The following is a 15114-nucleotide window of genomic DNA, read 5'->3' as shown; positions in this document are numbered from 1 at the left end:
ATCTGCGTGGCAGACACTCGTAAGCAATCAGGGCACAGTGCTCTTCCCTTAGTTCAAGAATGGACTGCACGAGACTTGAAGGTTGCGCCGAGCGGGGAGACGACACGTGGTTCGGTGGGGACGCCATCATGGGAAGGGGGCGCGAGATCCCAGTCTCCCACGCCTGGATTCGCCACCCTCTTCCCACTCATGTTCCCTGACTGAAGATGCTTAACTCTGACGTCCTAGGCTAGGTAAATTCCAACATCTTCCTCACTTGACCATGCCAGAGCGCGCAGCACGTATCAAAGGTGATTCAACTAGCCTCCGCCCGGCAGACCATGCTGCCATCATCCTCTACGACTGGCCCTACTTGATCGTCCGCAACGTCTCACGGAGTTCTTTCAACTCAGTGGCCAACAACTCAAGGTGTTGGTCTCGCTGAGGCTGATCATCTTTGAACTTCCACAGCCGTTTGAAAATCGCACTAAGTTCTTTCTTATGCGTCACCGCCAACGCATAGGCCGGTGTTTTGCTTTGTGCATCCGTCACACCGCAGAACGAATCACTCAAGGCATGGAACTGATTGTGGAGATCGTCGAAGGCCGTATCGACACCCTTCCCACCCTTGGCCTTGGACGCGGTCGCCTCCATCATGCTGGAGAGGTTCATCATGGTCTCGACACCGTTCGCCCCCTTCGCCTGCGTGGCGTAGTCGCCGGCTCGTGGGTAAAAGAGATAACTGCAGCCGCTCAGGCTTGTCAGAATGAGTGCCATCGCGAGGAATCCGATCGTCCGTTGCATAACGGCCTCCCTTCGAAGAATGGATGACTCACCGGCCACTGATGCGGCTATGCCCAGGGCACAGTGTTCATGCCTTCACACTGTCCACGCCGCTCGATGCTCTCACGTCACAGGGTTTAGGAGAGTGCACCTTACGGCTTCCTGGTATAAGTGATCTCCATCATCTTCGCTTCCTTGCCGTGCCCGTGGTTTCCATACATCTCGAACGTCTGCGTATTGCTGTCCACTAACTTCCAAACTGCGCGATGGTGCATCTGCCCGCCGCCCGGTTCGGGATGCGACCCCTTCAGCGTGATCGTCTTCCCGTCTGCACTCGCCGTTCCTTCCATGATGAAGATGCCGGTCCCCATGGTGTCCATCCAGGCGGTCACATATTTTTTGCGCACGTTGTCATAGGCATCGATCCCGATTCCGGAAAACGGCTGCCCCATCATCTGGCTGTTGAACTCCTGATAGAGAAAACGTCCGCCCAAGAGCATCTTCATGTCAGCCGTCCCACTCGCTTCCGTAGGAGGTTTCCCGGGTTCCATCCATTCCTTCGTCGTCGTCGTCCAGGTGCCGGCTAAGCCGGCAAACGCCTTGTGCGGCTCACCGGGTTGGGCCAGCTTCTGCCAGAGTTCCATCATCGCCTGCGGGTCCATTTGTTTGTCATGCTTCTTTTCTTTGGCCTCACCAAACGAGGCTGTCATGACCAACGCAAGCGCAACCAGTGTCACCGTGATGTATCGCATAATGGCCTCCTGAGTCTGACTGAGATGTGTTGAGTATCTTCTTCTAGAACTATGCTCGCGTCATACGATCAGATCAAGTCTGACAAGACCCCTGGCACTGTTATTTCCCGGCCAACGCCTTGAGGGAGGCCAGGCCATCCTCGAAATCCTTGTCGACCATCTTATCCATGCTGCAAAAGACCCCCATGACTGTCCTACTTCTTGCCGGCTGCTTGCGCCCGTAGCTGCTCTTCCCGCTCTCTAAGCTCAGGAGTCAACTCGGCTCCAAAATCGTCGGCCTCGAACAAGGGACGAATCTCGATTTCAGATTCTTCGCCTGGCATCGGACTGGGACAGCGTTTGACCCACTCGATGGCCTCTTCTTTGGATTTGCATTGCCATAACCAATAGCCGGCGACGATCTCGTTCGTCTCAACGAACGGTCCGTCGGTGACAATTCGCTTGCTACCCGAAAACTTCACGCGGACGCCCTTCGAACTCGGGTGAAGCCCCTCCCCTCCAAGCATCACTCCGGCCTGTACCAGCTCCTCGTTATATTTCATCATGGCGGCCAGCAACTCCTGGCTCGGCATCACACCCGCCTCTGAATTTTTGGTAGCTTTGACGAATACAATAAATCGCATGGGACGCGCTCCTTCCCTGGTGAAATGGTTGTGCGACGGCCTCGTTCCCGCACCGGCCGCCATCTACCCATTAGTCGCCCTCACAGGCGAAAATCGACAGGGCACGAGCCCGGATTATTTATAAATGCCGTCGCGAGGCGTTCGAGGCGGAAACCCGCCGAGGCTTCTCGCACATGAGGCCGACGCAGGCGTACCTACAGTCCGTCGAGCAGGCCGAACGAGAACAGTCTCGCCGGGCGACAGGATCGGACGACGGAGCAGGTATTCATGAATAATCCGGACTAGGTTCTCAATGGGAGCAACGATTTCAGTCGAGACTCGCGCAAGTACAGTCCCAACCAGACCAAGAGACCCAGCGCAATCTGAAACACCACCGGCTCACCGATTCGCAGATGGGTCACGATCGTACCGCCGACATAGCCGGTCAGGAGAATGGCGCCCATGACGGATGTGGCCGGAAAAACATAGACCAAGACACAGACCAATTCCAGCACCCCAAGAGGGACGCGCAGAGACTCGGGAAGTCCCATCCGGGCAAAGCCTTCGATCACCTCCCGGCCACCGACCAACTTCATCGCTGCGCTCATCGCCAGCAGACAAGCAAGCAGACCAGAAATGACCCGTCCACCCCAGATCAGGTGCCAACCCATGATTGCGCCTCCTTGGCCTGCTTGCCGTCATCGGCCCTCATGGGCCTGTTGAACGCGCTGCAGATCCGGCTTGGTCATACTGAGAATCGCCGCCATGACCCGCTCTGACCTCGCGGCATCCTTATCCCGCAACATCTCATCCCACTGCGGCACCACGATCTGCCACGAGAGGCCGTACTTGTCTTTGAGCCACCCGCATTGCCCCTCTTCTCCGCCTCGGGACAGGGCCTCCCACATGTGATCGATCTCTTCTTGCGTCTCGCACTTCACCATCAACGAAACCGCTTCAGTAAATTGAAAGATGGGACCGCCGTTCAAGGCCAGAAACTCCTGCCCATCGATTTCGAATGCCACGGTCATCACCGAACCCTTCGGTCTTCCCGAGACCGTCGCACCGGCCTCTCCATAGTAGGTGATGGGACCGAGCTTCGCCTTTTTGAACGTCGCCACATAAAACTTCGCCGCCTCTTCGGCCTGATCGTCGAACCACAAACATGGCGCTATCTTTTGCATGACAGTTCACTCCTTACCAGCTGATAACGGATCATCGGTACCAGAATTACCCTTATAACGGTTGGTGCAGGCTGTTCAAAATAGTCGTCCAGCAAGGCCGCAGCCGATGGAAGCGCCGGAGGCGTAGCCTCGGGGCTACGTTGAGGACGGTTCCGAGGTGAGAACGCCGCTGGCGGCTATTTTCAACAGCCCGCTTACCCGCCCGCCATCGCCCCTACGATCAATAACGGCTCGGTCCCAGATGCCACTGTGTCCGGGAGGGGGACATCAGCCGACTCGTGCGACAGATCCTGCTCGCAGGCAAAGAACCGAATGAACGGCCGCCGCTTGTGCGTGACATGGTCGCGAATGGTTCCCCGCAACATGGGGTACCGCGCCTCAAGCGCATCGAGCACCGCCCGCTGCGTTACCGGACTTGCCACATCCAGCGACACTTCCCCCGTCACACGCGCCAACGTCCGCAAATGTGCGGGTAATACGACACGAACCATGTATCCTCCCTCGTACATCGCTCGTAGGCGAAGCGAGCCGTCAATCCCCTCTCAACTCTCAACCGTCGTGGCAGTCACAGGGCTGTTTAACAGCCGTACCTGGCTTCTCTCTCCATAACGCTGCTCAAAATGGTCGTCCAGCAAGGCCGCAGGGAGCGACGCGAATGAGGCGTACCCTCGGGGTACGTCGCAGTGAGAGTCGCGACTGAGAACGCCGCTGGCGGCCATTTTCAGCAGACGTTAGAGCGCCTGGACCTCTACGGACAACACTCCCGGCAAATCCCGCACAATCGCCGTCCAACTGTCACCCCCGTCGCGGGACGCATAGACCTGCCCGCCGGTCGTCCCGAAATAGAGGCCGCAGGGCTCAAGCTGATCCACCGCCATCGCGTCGCGCAGAATGTTCACATAACAATCCTGCTGCGGCAGACCCTTTGTGAGTGCCTCCCATTCATTGCCGCCAGTCTTGCTGCGATACACCCGGAGTTTCCCCTCCGGCGGATAATGTTCTGAATCGCTCTTGATCGGCACCACATACACCGTATTCGGCTCATGGGCATGCACCGCGATCGGAAACCCGAAATCGCTCGGCAGGTTGCCGCTAACCTCGTGCCACGAGTCGCCGGCATCGTCGCTGCGAAGGACGTCCCAATGCTTCTGCATGAACAGCACGTTCGGACGTGACGGATGCATGGCAATGCGATGCACACAGTGGCCGACTTCGGCATCCGGATCCGGCAGCTCATATTGCGACTTGAGACCGCGGTTAATCGGCTTCCAGGTCTTGCCACCATCGTCGGTGCGGAATGCGCCCGCCGCAGAGATGGCGATGTACATGCGATCGGGCTGGCTCTGATCCAACAGAATGGTGTGCAGGCACATCCCCCCGGCGCCGGGCTGCCAGAGATGGCCCTTCGCACTACGCAGCCCCGGCAGCTCATTCCAGGTCTTTCCCCCATCCGACGATTTGAAGATCGCGGCGTCCTCCGCGCCGGCATAGACCGTGTCCGGATCGGTCAGCGAGGGTTCTAGGTGCCAGATGCGTTTGAATGCCCACGGCTTCTGCGTGCCATCATAATGCTGGTGGGTGGTCAACGGTTTGCCCGTTTCCGCCGACGCGTCATAGACGAACATGTTACTTGCGCCGTTGGGCATTCCGTCCGTCCCCATCAAATCTTCCGGTTTGGTACCCGGCGGGTTCCAGGTCTTGCCGCCATCGTCCGAACGTTGAATCACCTGCCCAAACCAGCTGCTGGTCTGCGAGGCATACAACCGATCCGGATCGGCAGGCGACGCTTTCAGATGGTACATTTCCCAGCCGCCGAAGTGGGGCCCCTGCACATCCCACTGTTTCCGCGTGCCATCCGATGTGAGAATGAACGCACCCTTCTTCGTCCCGACAAGTACCCGTACCCGGCTCATATCCGACTCCTTTCATAGGCGCTTATCTCTCGCGCCACACAAGAGCTTATGGCGTATAGCCAATAATGCCGCGATGCTGCTTGTTCGAGCTATATGCTATGCGCCATAGGCCATTAGCTCTCAGCACCTTGTTCACGGCAATCCAGTGATTTCCCTCACTTGTCGCACCTCAACCGTCCCAATGCGTGCGCCCGGCACTCGCCCTGCAATGGCCACCGCTTCATCACGATCCTTCGCCTCAATGAGAAAATAGCCCGCCATCTGTTCCCGTGTTTCGATGAAGGGCCCGTCGGTCACAATGGGCCTGCCTTCTCGAACCCGAACGATCGCCGCCGTCTCAGCCGGGTGAACCGGAGAGGCATGCACGTACTCCCCCTTCGCATCCAATTGATGGCAGAGCCCAATCGACTCCGCCAGTAGGCCCTTCTTTGTCTTCTCGCTCATCTTCTCGAATGCCGTTTCGTCGTGATGAACCAACAAGATGAATTTCATGCCGTGCCTCCATGAAAGCCCCTCAATCCGTTGCCTCGTCGACCGAACAGTCAGGCACAACCGCCCTCTTTAATCGGCCGCACTTCGATACTGCCGTACTGAGCTGCGGGAAACTTCGAGGCGATCCGTACGGCGTCGTTGAGGTCCCGGACATCGATCAACAGATACCCGCCCAACTGTTCCTTCGTTTCGGCAAAGGGCCCGTCGGTCGTGGAGACTTTCCCGGCCCGCACCCGCACCGTCGTCGCGGCTTCTACCGGATGGAGGGGTGACGCCCCAAGAAGTTGACCGTTTTTTTGCAACTCATCACAATACGCCATGGATTCGTCCGACAACGCGACCCGCTCATCCCGGGACATGGCATTCAACGTCTTTTCTTCGACATACACCAGGCAGAGATATTTCATGACCACTCCCTTCTCCATGCCTTCTGCGGCATTCTCACTTGGCGCGCTCGTTCATCTCCCATAGGGCAAAGGTATTGCTCTCCGTGTCCTGACAGATGGCGAAATACCCCATGCCGGGCACCGCCGTCTTGGCCTTGCAGATCGCCCCTCCGAGTTTCTCGACCTTTTTCATCGCCATCGTCACCGACGGCACGCCCACATAGTTGGTGATGGATTGCTCCGGATACATACGTGGCATCAAACCGCCGTCGGGCGTCGCATCTTTTCCGCCGGTATCGATGTGCCAGTAGTCGGAAATGGCCGCCGGAATCTTCGCGAAGGTCCAGCCGAACAACGAGCCATAAAATTTCTTCGCCCGGTCGAGATCGTCGGCGGGCACCTCAAACCAGACGATACTGGCCGCCGCCTGTGGCTTCTTCGCCGCCCGCTTCTTGGTCCTTGTCGGCATGAGTTTCTCCTTCCGAATGATTAATTCCTGCGGTTAGAAGATAGTCGTCAAAGCCGGAGAAAATCGACATCGACCTCTTTCCTGCGGCAATCACTCCCCCTCCGATTCCGGATTAACTAGCGCGTCATATAAAATAGTCGTCGGGGAAGGCCGAAATCGACATGAGTAATCACCAGGAGTCCAGCGGCAGTGTGGAGGATCGGCACAGACGGCTAAAGCGTCATGATTTCAGCAAATTGTGCCGTTTGAAAACTTAGGGGAAGGGAGTAAGATCCGACGCTAAGCGAGGCCTGAATAGATATGCCTGCCCAATCAATGGGTCATTGGATAAAGACTTCTTGGGTAACTCACCACCTTGTAAATGAACGGTGCGAGGGTTCATGAAAATAGCGAAAGGGCCAGAGTTCGTTCGTTTCTTTCTCCCCATCCTTTCGACTCTGCGGGAATCCGGTGCCGCCGGGACACCGGGCGAAATTGTAGACCGCTCAATTGAACTTGCAGGCATTTCAGAGCAAGAACAGCTAGTCGTGAACAAAAATGGCCAATCGCGAATTCGCAACCAAGTACACTGGGCACGACAGTACTTAGTGTGGGCCGGATATCTCGACTCATCGAGAAGGGGCATTTGGAGCCTTACCGAACTCGGAAGAACGATCGCCCTACCCACAGTTGATCCCTTGCACGTCTTCAAAACCGTTCAAAAAACGAGAGCCAAGACCGGAGGGGAAACAACACTCGCCAAGGACCTTCCGGATCAACCCGCACCAGAAGAAGAGGAACTGATTCCACATCGCATCCGCATCCTTGAACTTGTCCGAGCTCTCCCACCCGATGGATTTGAACGACTCAGCCAGAGACTTCTTAGGGAATCCGGCTTTCAACACGTGTCGATCACCGGTCGGTCCGGTGATGGTGGGATCGATGGAATCGGCACACTTCAAGTGAACCCCTTCGTCAGCTTCACTGTTCTATTTCAGTGTAAACGCTACAAAGGCGCAGTTACCCCATCACAAGTCCGCGACTTTAGAGGAGCCATGATGGGCCGGGCGGATAAGGGCATTATCATCACGACCGGAACATTTACACTTGAAGCCAAGAAAGAAGCTAGACGAGACGGTGTCCCCCCAATCGAACTTGTAGACGGCGAAACCCTTCTTGAGATGTTTGAAAAACTTGAACTGGGAGTTGTGCCGAAACATTCATTTGACGTAGACGAAAGATTCTTCGACGAATTTCAGAAATAGTCTACCCGGACACACTCAACAATCACCTTGGTGAAAAACTTACCGAGCCGTGATTTTTTGCTAGCGCAGCATAGGCTCGGCGCCGGTCAATCGAAGAAAGGAGCCGCATGAACGTCACCGACATCGCATTTACCTGTTATCCCGTCACAGACCTTCAGCGGGCGCGCCGGTTCTATGAGGGCGTGCTGGGGCTCAAAGAATCGCGGTTTTTCGGAGAGGGAGACAAGGGGTTCGTCGAATACGATATCGGGTCGAACACGCTCGGGATCGGGAACGGCGCACCGGATTGGAAACCGTCCCCGGGCGGCGGATCGGTCGGTCTCGAAGTGAAGGATTTCGCTGCCGCCATCGCGCGGCTCAAAGAAAACGGATGCCCATTCCGACTTGAACCGTTGGAGACGCCCGTTTGCCACATGGCGATCGTCTCCGATCCAGATGGGAATTCCATCATTATCCATCGACGAAAATCCTGATGAACGGGACGGCAACCGGTGGCGATCGGAACGTTTCTGCAAACCCGGGTCCTATGCCAGGGCTGAGATTACAACCCCTCGCGGTGAGGAAGCTGCCTGCATGAACTTGAACTTGAATGGTCTGACCGCTCTCGTGACCGCTTCAACCGGAGGCATCGGGCTTGAAATCGCCCGTTCCCTGGCCATCGAGGGGGCGCGAGTCATCGTCAACGGCCGCACGCAATCCAACGTCGAGAAAGCATTGACAGAACTCCGCCGGGACTTGTCCAGCGCTGACCTGGTCGGCCTGGCGGCTGATAACGGCACCGCCGGGGGATGCGCCACAACCCTCTCGACTTGGCCACAGGTCGATATCCTGGTGAACAATCTGGGCATCTACGAAGCAATCGGGTTTTTTGATGAAACGGATGGAGCCTGGCAGAAGATGTTCGAGATCAACATCATGAGCGGCGTGCGCCTGGCTCGACAGTATCTCCCTGGCTCGACAGTATCTCAAGGGGATGCTGGAACGCGGCCATGGGAGGATTGTATTCATTTCGAGCGAATCGGGGATTTCCCCCGCGCCGGAGATGGCTCACTACAGCGCCACCAAGACGATGCAATTGGGAATCGCCCGCTCTCTTGCTGAGCTCACCAGAGGCACGAAGGTCACGGTGAATTCAGTCCTGCCCGGCCCCACGCGCACGGATGGCGTTGAAAAATTCATCCAGGATGTCTTTCCTGGCCTTACTCAGGCGGAGGCTGAATGTCGATTCATTGCGGAGAACCGTCCGACGTCACTCATCGGTCGCCTCATCGACCCACGGGAAATCGGAGACATCGTCGCCTTCGTGTGCAGTGCGCGTGCTTCGGTCATCAACGGATCCTGCATCCGCGCCGAAGGCGGTCTTGTGCGCACCATATGCTGAGGTTATAGACAAGCCAGCGACCTGTACCCTATCTCGTCCCCACTGCCACAGAGGCTTTAACGAAAGGTGGTCAACATGAAGGGGTATGTCACGGACATCGAAGAGGCGACCCTGAAGAATTCACTCTACCGGCAAGTCCTGTTCACGGCCAAGAATAGTCAGTTAGTGCTGATGAGCTTGAAACCGGGAGAGGAGATCGGCGAAGAAGTCCATGAACTCGATCAATTCCTCCGGTTTGAAGCAGGGGACGGAACAGTCATACTGGATGGGCAGGACCACGCCGTGCGCGACGGGTTCGCCGTCGTCATCCCGTCCGGAACCAGACATAATGTCATCAATACGTCAGAAAGCGCCGACCTCAAGCTGTATAGTCTTTATAGTCCACCGGAGCACAAGGTCGGCACCGTCCACCGAACCAAGCAGGAAGCGGATGCCGATGCCGACCACCATTTTGACGGTCGGACATCCATAGACAGCAAATAAGCCCATCCGGCTGGCGAAGCCTGGGTCAACCTGTCCGATGACTTCGCCACGTTATCGACTTTCGGTCTGGACCTTCGCGGCCATCGACGCGACGCGCGCGACATCAGAACTCATGGCTACGTCGGGTGACGTCAACGTCTCGATTGCGAACCAATCCGCCTCCAAGGCATCGTCGGCCGCCTGTGGCACACTCGACATCCACTGGCATAACACGGCAATTCACACGTCGTGCGAGGAAGCGCCTTGCTCAGTCGGCCAACTCACTCAAGCGTCCCTTCAGAAATCTCCGTTCCGGTTCCTGCTGCGTGAGACTCAAAGCCTTCTCGTACGAGGCGCAGGCTTCTGCGGTTCGCCCCAGTCGCCGGCAGAGGTCGGCGCGGGCTGCATGCGCCAGGTGATAGTTCACGAGTTCACCGCGGGAGAGAATCGCATCGACCAAGACCAGCCCCACCTCCGGGCCGTCGCGCATCGCCACAGCCACCGCCCGGTTCAGCTCGACCACGGCTGACGACTCAGCCTGTACCAGCAAATCGTAGAGACCGACGATCTGTGCCCAGTCGGTCGATGCGGCATCGGGGGCCTCGGCATGCACGGCCGCAATCGCGGCCTGAATGGTATAGGGACCGACCTGACGCGATGCGAGCGCCCGCTCTACCAAGGCCGTTCCTTCGACAATCTGCGCCCGGCTCCACAACGAGCGGTCCTGCTGCTCCAGGAGAACCAGATCGCCGGTCGGCGAGGTGCGCGCCCCGCGACGCGAGTCGTGCAGCAACATCACCGCCAGGAGGCCCAGGGCTTCGGGCTCCGGCAGTAACCCGATCAACAGGCGCCCCAGGCGAATCGCCTCCCCGGACAGATCGTGCCGCGTGAGTGAGTCCCCCGACGAAGCGCTGTAGCCCTCATTAAAGACGAGGTACACGACCCGCAACACCGCATCCAGCCGGTCAGGCAAATCGGTCGCCGACGGCACCTCGTAGGGAATGCGGGCGTCACGGATCTTGCCTTTGGCCCGCACGATGCGTTGCGCGATGGTGGCAGGCTTGCTGAGAAATGCGCGCGCGATCTCATCGGTCGTGAGGCCGCAGACTTCGCGCAACGTCATCGCAACCTGCGTCTCGGGCGATAAGGCCGGATGGCAGCAGGTGAAGATCAGTCGCAGCCGGTCGTCCTCGACCGCCTCGTCGTTCCAGCCTTCGGGATCGCTCGTGCTGAGGTCCAGGTGTCTCGCGAGTTCCGTCAGGGATGCGTCGAAGCGGGCGCGCCGTCGCATCCCGTCGATGGCCTTGAAGCGGCCGGTCGAGACGAGCCAAGCCCTTGGATTGGCCGGCACCCCCTCCCGTGCCCACTGCTCCACAGCAACGGCAAAGGCATCGTGCAGGGCCTCTTCCGCCGTATCGAAGTCCCCGAGCAGACGAATCAAGGTGGCGAGCACCTGGCGGGAGTCCGATCGATACACCGACTCCACCAACTCGCGCACCTGCCTGGATTGCTCCTCACTCACGGTCCGGGTGCCTCTCAGCCAAGCAAACTTAAACAGTCTTTCGCGTCCACTCGCTCATCTTCACGTCCGGCCCAACTGCACCTTGGCAGACGGACTCATCATCTCCGGCTTCCAGGCGGGCTCCCACACGAGATCCACTTCCACTGAACGCGCCTCCGGCAACTCACGCAGAATCGCCGCATGCACCATCTCCATCAACAGCTCTTCCATCGGGCAGGCGGGCGTCGTCATCGTCATGGCCACATGAACCTGACCGTCCCGCACCTCGCTGCCGTATACCAATCCGAGATCCACGATGTTGATACCTAACTCGGGATCAACCACCTGCCGCAGGGCCTCTAGCACTCGTGGATCGGACGCTGCACCGTGATGCTCCGTCGTCATTCAACTGGTCCTTTCACCGGCGAAGCCGCCGTCTGCAGTTCGCACACATCACGCCCCCCGGCCTTGCGCTGTCCCTGCTCGCTCCGGGGGACTCTGTAGCGCCGACACTGTGTTGACGAGAAACAGGAGCAGCGTCACAGCATTGAGCAGGCCGCCGACCTGACGACCGGCGCTCCACCCTGCCGCATCACCGATGAGACGCACGGCCAGAGTGACTTGCAACAGGACCACATGCGCATAGAACAGCGGCCGATAGGTCATCCGTGCGCCGAGTACTGCCGGGAAAATAATCGGCGCATGGGCGAAGATCATCGCGAAGACAAACCCGAGAAAAAAGGCATGCAGCGTGGCGTCGTACTGCGGACCTACGGGAACACCGCCGAACCACATGGCAGACAACCCGCTGATGCCGAGCCAGACATACCCGGTGAGCAGACAGATCGCAATAAACCGCGTCAGCCCTGCTTGCTTGACGGTTCGCCTGGCAATGTCATGCCGCCCCAACCACAGGGCTAGACCGGCCAGCCCCAACCCGAACAGACGAACGCCCCCGTCAAACGACCAGCCCAGCAGCAACAGCCCCGTGAGCAGAATGCCGAGCAACAGCAGAAGCGTCGCCTGCGCGGCTCCGGTCACTTGCTGCAGCCGGGCCAGTTCCAGGCGCTCACCGGCGATGGTCACCACGAGAAACGCCGCCCACCAGAACACGACCAGAAAGACGGGCCACCCGAGACACCAGAGCAGATTGCCCAACGCCCAGACTAGCGATCCGCCCCCCATGGTGAACGTGTACAGCGCCGGGTGTCGGCGAATGATCGCCGCAAAAATCGCAACCAGCCCGAGGCTGCCGGCAAGCATCAACCATTGCGCCGCAAGAAGCGGGGCCCCGACGATCAAGCTCACACCGCCGAGTCCGGTCAGCAGCGGCGTGGCATAGGCCCAGGGCCGGCCCAGAGCCACCGCACGCTCCAAGCTGATCAGCGTACCCAGAAAGCCGGACACCATGAGCGGCCCATGCAAGGAGGAAAATCCAGGTCGCGGAAGCGGCACATCCCACCCGAGCCGCGCAAGCCCCGCCCAGAGTCCGGTGAGCAACGCGAGCATCCCCAAAGCCAGGAGCGGAAGACGTTGAGGATGTCGGACAACCATAGACGCGTACACTTTCCGTCAGGGTTCCCCGGCCGGAGTCACCGGCACATCTCTACCCATGTCCGCCTCCATGCGATAACCGGCCCGCTCCAATGTGCGGCGTAGCGTGGTCATCACCGCAGGGCTGTCGGAATGGGGCATCACGGCAACCGGCGGAGCGGCGCGCAGATCCTTCAGCAGTGACTCGGCTTCAAAGCCTGCCAGCTGATCGCAGAGATCGTAGACACCGCCCGGTCCCTCTTCCAACACATTGTGGTCCGTGAGCAGGCGCCGGATGGTCGCCAGGATCGCTGGGGTGGGAGTAGGCATGAGCAACGTGGCCAGCGCGCCGTGATCGAGACGTAGCTTGGCAGCGATCGGAAGCGGTGTGCCGCCTCGCCACCGTTGGACGGCAGGGAACAGAATCTTCTCCTCCAAGCCGATGTGCCGGAGCAGTCCGGCACGAAATTGATCGTAGACCTCGCGATTGACCTGGGCCGGTTGGGCCGCCGCCGACTGCAACAATGCGTCGAGCCGTCGATGGTCTTCGGCGAGGAATTGCGCGAGAGGGCCTGCCTGACTGTCCTCCTGGCTCATGCCCCGGCTCCCGTCATATCGCCCTCTTTCCCCCGGATCCGTGGGTCAGCCGCGCCCCGCCTTTCCGGGTTCTGCCGGAGCTTGGCCCGGCTGTTGCTGGGCCGTATCGAGCGGCGACCATCCGCCCCCCAGCGCTTTATACAATTGCACGACCGACACCAGCTGTAACCGGTGGGTGCTGGTTAACGCCAGTTCCGCCTCGAACAGATTGCGTTGCGCCACGAGGACGTCGAGATAGTTCGCGAGTCCTCCTTTATACCGCAGATTGGCCAGACGCAGAGCCGAACGCAACGCGTCCACCTGCTCAACCTGCGCATTCCGCTGCTCCCGCACCGTTCGCACGGCAACCAGCGAATCCTCCACTTCACGAAACGCCACCAGCAACGCCTGCTCATACCGTGCCAGCGCTTCACGGCTCTGCGCTTCAGCCGCGTCCTGCTGAAAACCGAGGATCTGAGCATTCAGCAAGGGACCGGCAAGCCCGGGACCTGCGGTACCGAACGCCGTCTCATTCGCCACCAAGCGGGACAACTGCGGGCTGGCGACACCGAGAATTCCCGTGATGCTGAGTTTCGGAAACCGGTCCGCCTTCGCCACACCGATTCGCGCCGTGGCCGCAGCCAATTCCTGTTCTGCCTGCACGAGATCCGGGCGGCGCTGCAGCAATTCCGAAGGAAGGCCGGCCGGCACCTCCGGCGGCATCACCTGGTCGGTGAGGGAACGTCCTCTCGGAATCTGACCCGGCACACGCCCCAGCAACACACTGAGCTGGTTTTCTTTCTGCACCATTTGCCGGCTCAACTCTGCCGCCCGTGCTGCGGCGTTGGCGCGTTCCGCCGCGAACTGGTCCGCATCGATTTTGGAGATCATGCCCTCCCGCAGCCGGGCCTCGGCAATCCTGACCGATTCGTCCCAGGATTTCAGCGTTCGCTGCGCGACGGCCAACTGCATGTCGAACTGCAGCATGTCGAAGTAGGCCTCCGCCACGCCGCTCACCAGTTGCAAGACAACCGCGCGGCGAGCCTCCTCCCGCGACAGGAGATCTCCCCTTGCCGCTTCATTCGATCGACGAATGCGGCCCCAGATATCGATCTCCCAGGAGAGATTCCCCTGGAGATAGTAGTTGAACGGATTGGGAAAGCCCGGAAACAGAAAGTTTGCCTTGCGGCCGAACAAGGGCGCGTTGGACGTGAGATCGGCCTTCGGCGCGAAATCCATTTTTGCGATCAACATGCGGGCCTGAAAATCTTCGACCGACGCAACCGCCCGTTTCAGATCTTTATTCTCAGCCAGCGCCACTCGAATAAGACGCCGCAGTTCTTCATCCTGCAACAGATCCCACCAGGGCAGGTTGGCAAACGACTCGGTTTCCTGCTGGGTCGCCGCCATGCGGAACCGGTCCGGCACAGCAAGGTCGGGACGGGAGTAGTCCGGCCCGATGGCACAGGCGCCTAGGAGAACAGAGCTTAGGAAGAGAGCTACAATGCGCATGCGATGATCGTCCTATGTCGTCTCACAGCGGACGGATGAGGCAGCCTGGCCGCCTCCCGCCCCGGTGATTTCTTGCACGATATGTCTGGTGCAGCACCCGTTCGCGACCAGGACAGCACCCTCCCGCCACATGCTGGTCAGCAGAGCCCTGCCCTCCTCGGCAATGAACGTGATTCCTGTCAGTTCCACCACGGGGGCAAACGTGCCGGATTGTTTGACCTGCTGCCACACCCGTTCGAGTTCAGTCACCCAGGGTCCGCTCAGACTCCCTTCCAAGGTCAGACGCGCGGAATCGGAAGTCTGCTCGGACGTAATCTTCAGCATCGTGCATGTCCTCCTGTTGCG

19 protein-coding genes and 1 pseudogene are annotated in these 15114 nt (G+C 59.1%); 4 read left to right on the top strand and 16 right to left on the bottom strand.

The annotated features are described in order from the left end of the window. Positions 1–348: 348 nt before the first annotated feature. The 10 genes from NSND_RS17830 to NSND_RS17785 all read right to left on the bottom strand — a co-directional run bounded on the left by NSND_RS17830 (position 349) and on the right by NSND_RS17785 (position 6560). Positions 349–783, bottom strand: coding sequence for a hypothetical protein (locus tag NSND_RS17830; protein WP_080880269.1), 435 nt, complete (start codon positions 781–783; stop codon positions 349–351). 131 nt (positions 784–914) lie between these two features. Then, entirely contained in the window at positions 915–1514 is a 600-nt protein-coding gene (locus NSND_RS17825; protein WP_080880268.1) for a DUF1579 domain-containing protein, read from the bottom strand. 194 nt (positions 1515–1708) lie between these two features. After that, positions 1709–2137, bottom strand: a complete 429-nt coding sequence (locus tag NSND_RS17820; RefSeq protein ID WP_080880267.1) for a YciI family protein — start codon at positions 2135–2137, stop codon at positions 1709–1711. Positions 2138–2418: 281 nt separating this feature from the next. Beyond that, on the bottom strand, positions 2419–2787 hold the full coding sequence (locus tag NSND_RS17815) for a DoxX family protein (protein WP_080880266.1): 369 nt from the start codon (positions 2785–2787) through the stop codon (positions 2419–2421). A 27-nt stretch (positions 2788–2814) separates the two neighbouring features. Continuing rightward, positions 2815–3300, bottom strand: coding sequence for a VOC family protein (locus tag NSND_RS17810; protein WP_080880265.1), 486 nt, complete (start codon positions 3298–3300; stop codon positions 2815–2817). A 194-nt stretch (positions 3301–3494) separates the two neighbouring features. Beyond that, positions 3495–3791 (bottom strand): MoaD/ThiS family protein, encoded by a 297-nt coding sequence (locus tag NSND_RS17805; RefSeq protein ID WP_080880264.1) that lies wholly within the window; start codon positions 3789–3791, stop codon positions 3495–3497. 240 nt (positions 3792–4031) lie between these two features. After that, the gene (locus NSND_RS17800) at positions 4032–5213 is read right to left on the bottom strand and encodes a sialidase family protein (protein WP_080880263.1); all 1182 of its coding nucleotides are present in this window, start codon (positions 5211–5213) and stop codon (positions 4032–4034) included. 132 nt (positions 5214–5345) lie between these two features. Then, positions 5346–5705 (bottom strand): YciI family protein, encoded by a 360-nt coding sequence (locus NSND_RS17795; RefSeq protein WP_080880262.1) that lies wholly within the window; start codon positions 5703–5705, stop codon positions 5346–5348. 50 nt (positions 5706–5755) lie between these two features. Continuing rightward, positions 5756–6112, bottom strand: a complete 357-nt coding sequence (locus NSND_RS17790) for a YciI family protein (RefSeq protein ID WP_080880928.1) — start codon at positions 6110–6112, stop codon at positions 5756–5758. 34 nt (positions 6113–6146) lie between these two features. Next, positions 6147–6560, bottom strand: coding sequence for a VOC family protein (locus tag NSND_RS17785; RefSeq protein ID WP_080880261.1), 414 nt, complete (start codon positions 6558–6560; stop codon positions 6147–6149). A 380-nt stretch (positions 6561–6940) separates the two neighbouring features. Here NSND_RS17785 and NSND_RS17780 point away from each other — a divergent pair, with 380 nt between their 5' ends. The 4 genes and pseudogenes from NSND_RS17780 to NSND_RS17765 all read left to right on the top strand — a co-directional run bounded on the left by NSND_RS17780 (position 6941) and on the right by NSND_RS17765 (position 9668). Further along, positions 6941–7804, top strand: a complete 864-nt coding sequence (locus NSND_RS17780) for a restriction endonuclease (protein ID WP_080880260.1) — start codon at positions 6941–6943, stop codon at positions 7802–7804. A 107-nt stretch (positions 7805–7911) separates the two neighbouring features. Beyond that, positions 7912–8277, top strand: a complete 366-nt coding sequence (locus NSND_RS17775) for a VOC family protein (protein WP_080880259.1) — start codon at positions 7912–7914, stop codon at positions 8275–8277. Positions 8278–8377: 100 nt separating this feature from the next. Beyond that, positions 8378–9185, top strand: a pseudogene (locus tag NSND_RS17770) (SDR family NAD(P)-dependent oxidoreductase). Positions 9186–9260: 75 nt separating this feature from the next. Beyond that, a complete protein-coding gene (locus tag NSND_RS17765) occupies positions 9261–9668 on the top strand; it encodes a cupin domain-containing protein (protein WP_080880258.1) in 408 nt (135 codons plus the stop codon). 247 nt (positions 9669–9915) lie between these two features. Here NSND_RS17765 and NSND_RS17760 read toward each other — a convergent pair whose 3' ends face one another. Genes NSND_RS17760 through NSND_RS17735 form a run of 6 tightly spaced genes read right to left on the bottom strand, consistent with a single transcriptional unit; the run spans position 9916 to position 15093 of the window. After that, positions 9916–11169, bottom strand: a complete 1254-nt coding sequence (locus NSND_RS17760) for an RNA polymerase sigma factor (RefSeq protein WP_080880257.1) — start codon at positions 11167–11169, stop codon at positions 9916–9918. A 60-nt stretch (positions 11170–11229) separates the two neighbouring features. After that, positions 11230–11553, bottom strand: a complete 324-nt coding sequence (locus tag NSND_RS17755) for a metal-sulfur cluster assembly factor (RefSeq protein ID WP_080880256.1) — start codon at positions 11551–11553, stop codon at positions 11230–11232. Positions 11554–11601: 48 nt separating this feature from the next. Then, positions 11602–12702 (bottom strand): hypothetical protein, encoded by a 1101-nt coding sequence (locus tag NSND_RS17750; RefSeq protein ID WP_080880255.1) that lies wholly within the window; start codon positions 12700–12702, stop codon positions 11602–11604. A gap of 18 nt (positions 12703–12720) precedes the next feature. Next, positions 12721–13278, bottom strand: a complete 558-nt coding sequence (locus NSND_RS17745; RefSeq protein WP_080880254.1) for a hemerythrin domain-containing protein — start codon at positions 13276–13278, stop codon at positions 12721–12723. A 45-nt stretch (positions 13279–13323) separates the two neighbouring features. Next, a complete protein-coding gene (locus NSND_RS17740; RefSeq protein WP_080880253.1) occupies positions 13324–14769 on the bottom strand; it encodes an efflux transporter outer membrane subunit in 1446 nt (481 codons plus the stop codon). Positions 14770–14781: 12 nt separating this feature from the next. Beyond that, a complete protein-coding gene (locus NSND_RS17735) occupies positions 14782–15093 on the bottom strand; it encodes a hypothetical protein (protein ID WP_080880252.1) in 312 nt (103 codons plus the stop codon). Positions 15094–15114: the final 21 nt, after the last annotated feature.

This window comes from Nitrospira sp. ND1, assembly GCF_900170025.1.
Classification (GTDB): Bacteria; Nitrospirota; Nitrospiria; order Nitrospirales; family Nitrospiraceae; genus Nitrospira_A.
Note: the sequence above shows the minus strand (reverse complement) of the source record. Positions and strands in the feature narration are given on the sequence as shown.

What these genes read in the sequence shown, in the direction of transcription:
- NSND_RS17830 (WP_080880269.1), bottom strand. Translation starts at nt 783, where the DNA reads ATGCAACGGACGATCGGATTCCTCGCGATGGCACTCATTCTGACAAGC.
- NSND_RS17825 (WP_080880268.1), bottom strand. Translation starts at nt 1,514, where the DNA reads ATGCGATACATCACGGTGACACTGGTTGCGCTTGCGTTGGTCATGACA.
- NSND_RS17820 (WP_080880267.1), bottom strand. Translation starts at nt 2,137, where the DNA reads ATGCGATTTATTGTATTCGTCAAAGCTACCAAAAATTCAGAGGCGGGT.
- NSND_RS17815 (WP_080880266.1), bottom strand. Translation starts at nt 2,787, where the DNA reads ATGGGTTGGCACCTGATCTGGGGTGGACGGGTCATTTCTGGTCTGCTT.
- NSND_RS17810 (WP_080880265.1), bottom strand. Translation starts at nt 3,300, where the DNA reads ATGCAAAAGATAGCGCCATGTTTGTGGTTCGACGATCAGGCCGAAGAG.
- NSND_RS17805 (WP_080880264.1), bottom strand. Translation starts at nt 3,791, where the DNA reads ATGGTTCGTGTCGTATTACCCGCACATTTGCGGACGTTGGCGCGTGTG.
- NSND_RS17800 (WP_080880263.1), bottom strand. Translation starts at nt 5,213, where the DNA reads ATGAGCCGGGTACGGGTACTTGTCGGGACGAAGAAGGGTGCGTTCATT.
- NSND_RS17795 (WP_080880262.1), bottom strand. Translation starts at nt 5,705, where the DNA reads ATGAAATTCATCTTGTTGGTTCATCACGACGAAACGGCATTCGAGAAG.
- NSND_RS17790 (WP_080880928.1), bottom strand. Translation starts at nt 6,112, where the DNA reads ATGAAATATCTCTGCCTGGTGTATGTCGAAGAAAAGACGTTGAATGCC.
- NSND_RS17785 (WP_080880261.1), bottom strand. Translation starts at nt 6,560, where the DNA reads ATGCCGACAAGGACCAAGAAGCGGGCGGCGAAGAAGCCACAGGCGGCG.
- NSND_RS17780 (WP_080880260.1), top strand. Translation starts at nt 6,941, where the DNA reads ATGAAAATAGCGAAAGGGCCAGAGTTCGTTCGTTTCTTTCTCCCCATC.
- NSND_RS17775 (WP_080880259.1), top strand. Translation starts at nt 7,912, where the DNA reads ATGAACGTCACCGACATCGCATTTACCTGTTATCCCGTCACAGACCTT.
- NSND_RS17765 (WP_080880258.1), top strand. Translation starts at nt 9,261, where the DNA reads ATGAAGGGGTATGTCACGGACATCGAAGAGGCGACCCTGAAGAATTCA.
- NSND_RS17755 (WP_080880256.1), bottom strand. Translation starts at nt 11,553, where the DNA reads ATGACGACGGAGCATCACGGTGCAGCGTCCGATCCACGAGTGCTAGAG.
- NSND_RS17750 (WP_080880255.1), bottom strand. Translation starts at nt 12,702, where the DNA reads ATGGTTGTCCGACATCCTCAACGTCTTCCGCTCCTGGCTTTGGGGATG.
- NSND_RS17745 (WP_080880254.1), bottom strand. Translation starts at nt 13,278, where the DNA reads ATGAGCCAGGAGGACAGTCAGGCAGGCCCTCTCGCGCAATTCCTCGCC.
- NSND_RS17740 (WP_080880253.1), bottom strand. Translation starts at nt 14,769, where the DNA reads ATGCGCATTGTAGCTCTCTTCCTAAGCTCTGTTCTCCTAGGCGCCTGT.
- NSND_RS17735 (WP_080880252.1), bottom strand. Translation starts at nt 15,093, where the DNA reads ATGCTGAAGATTACGTCCGAGCAGACTTCCGATTCCGCGCGTCTGACC.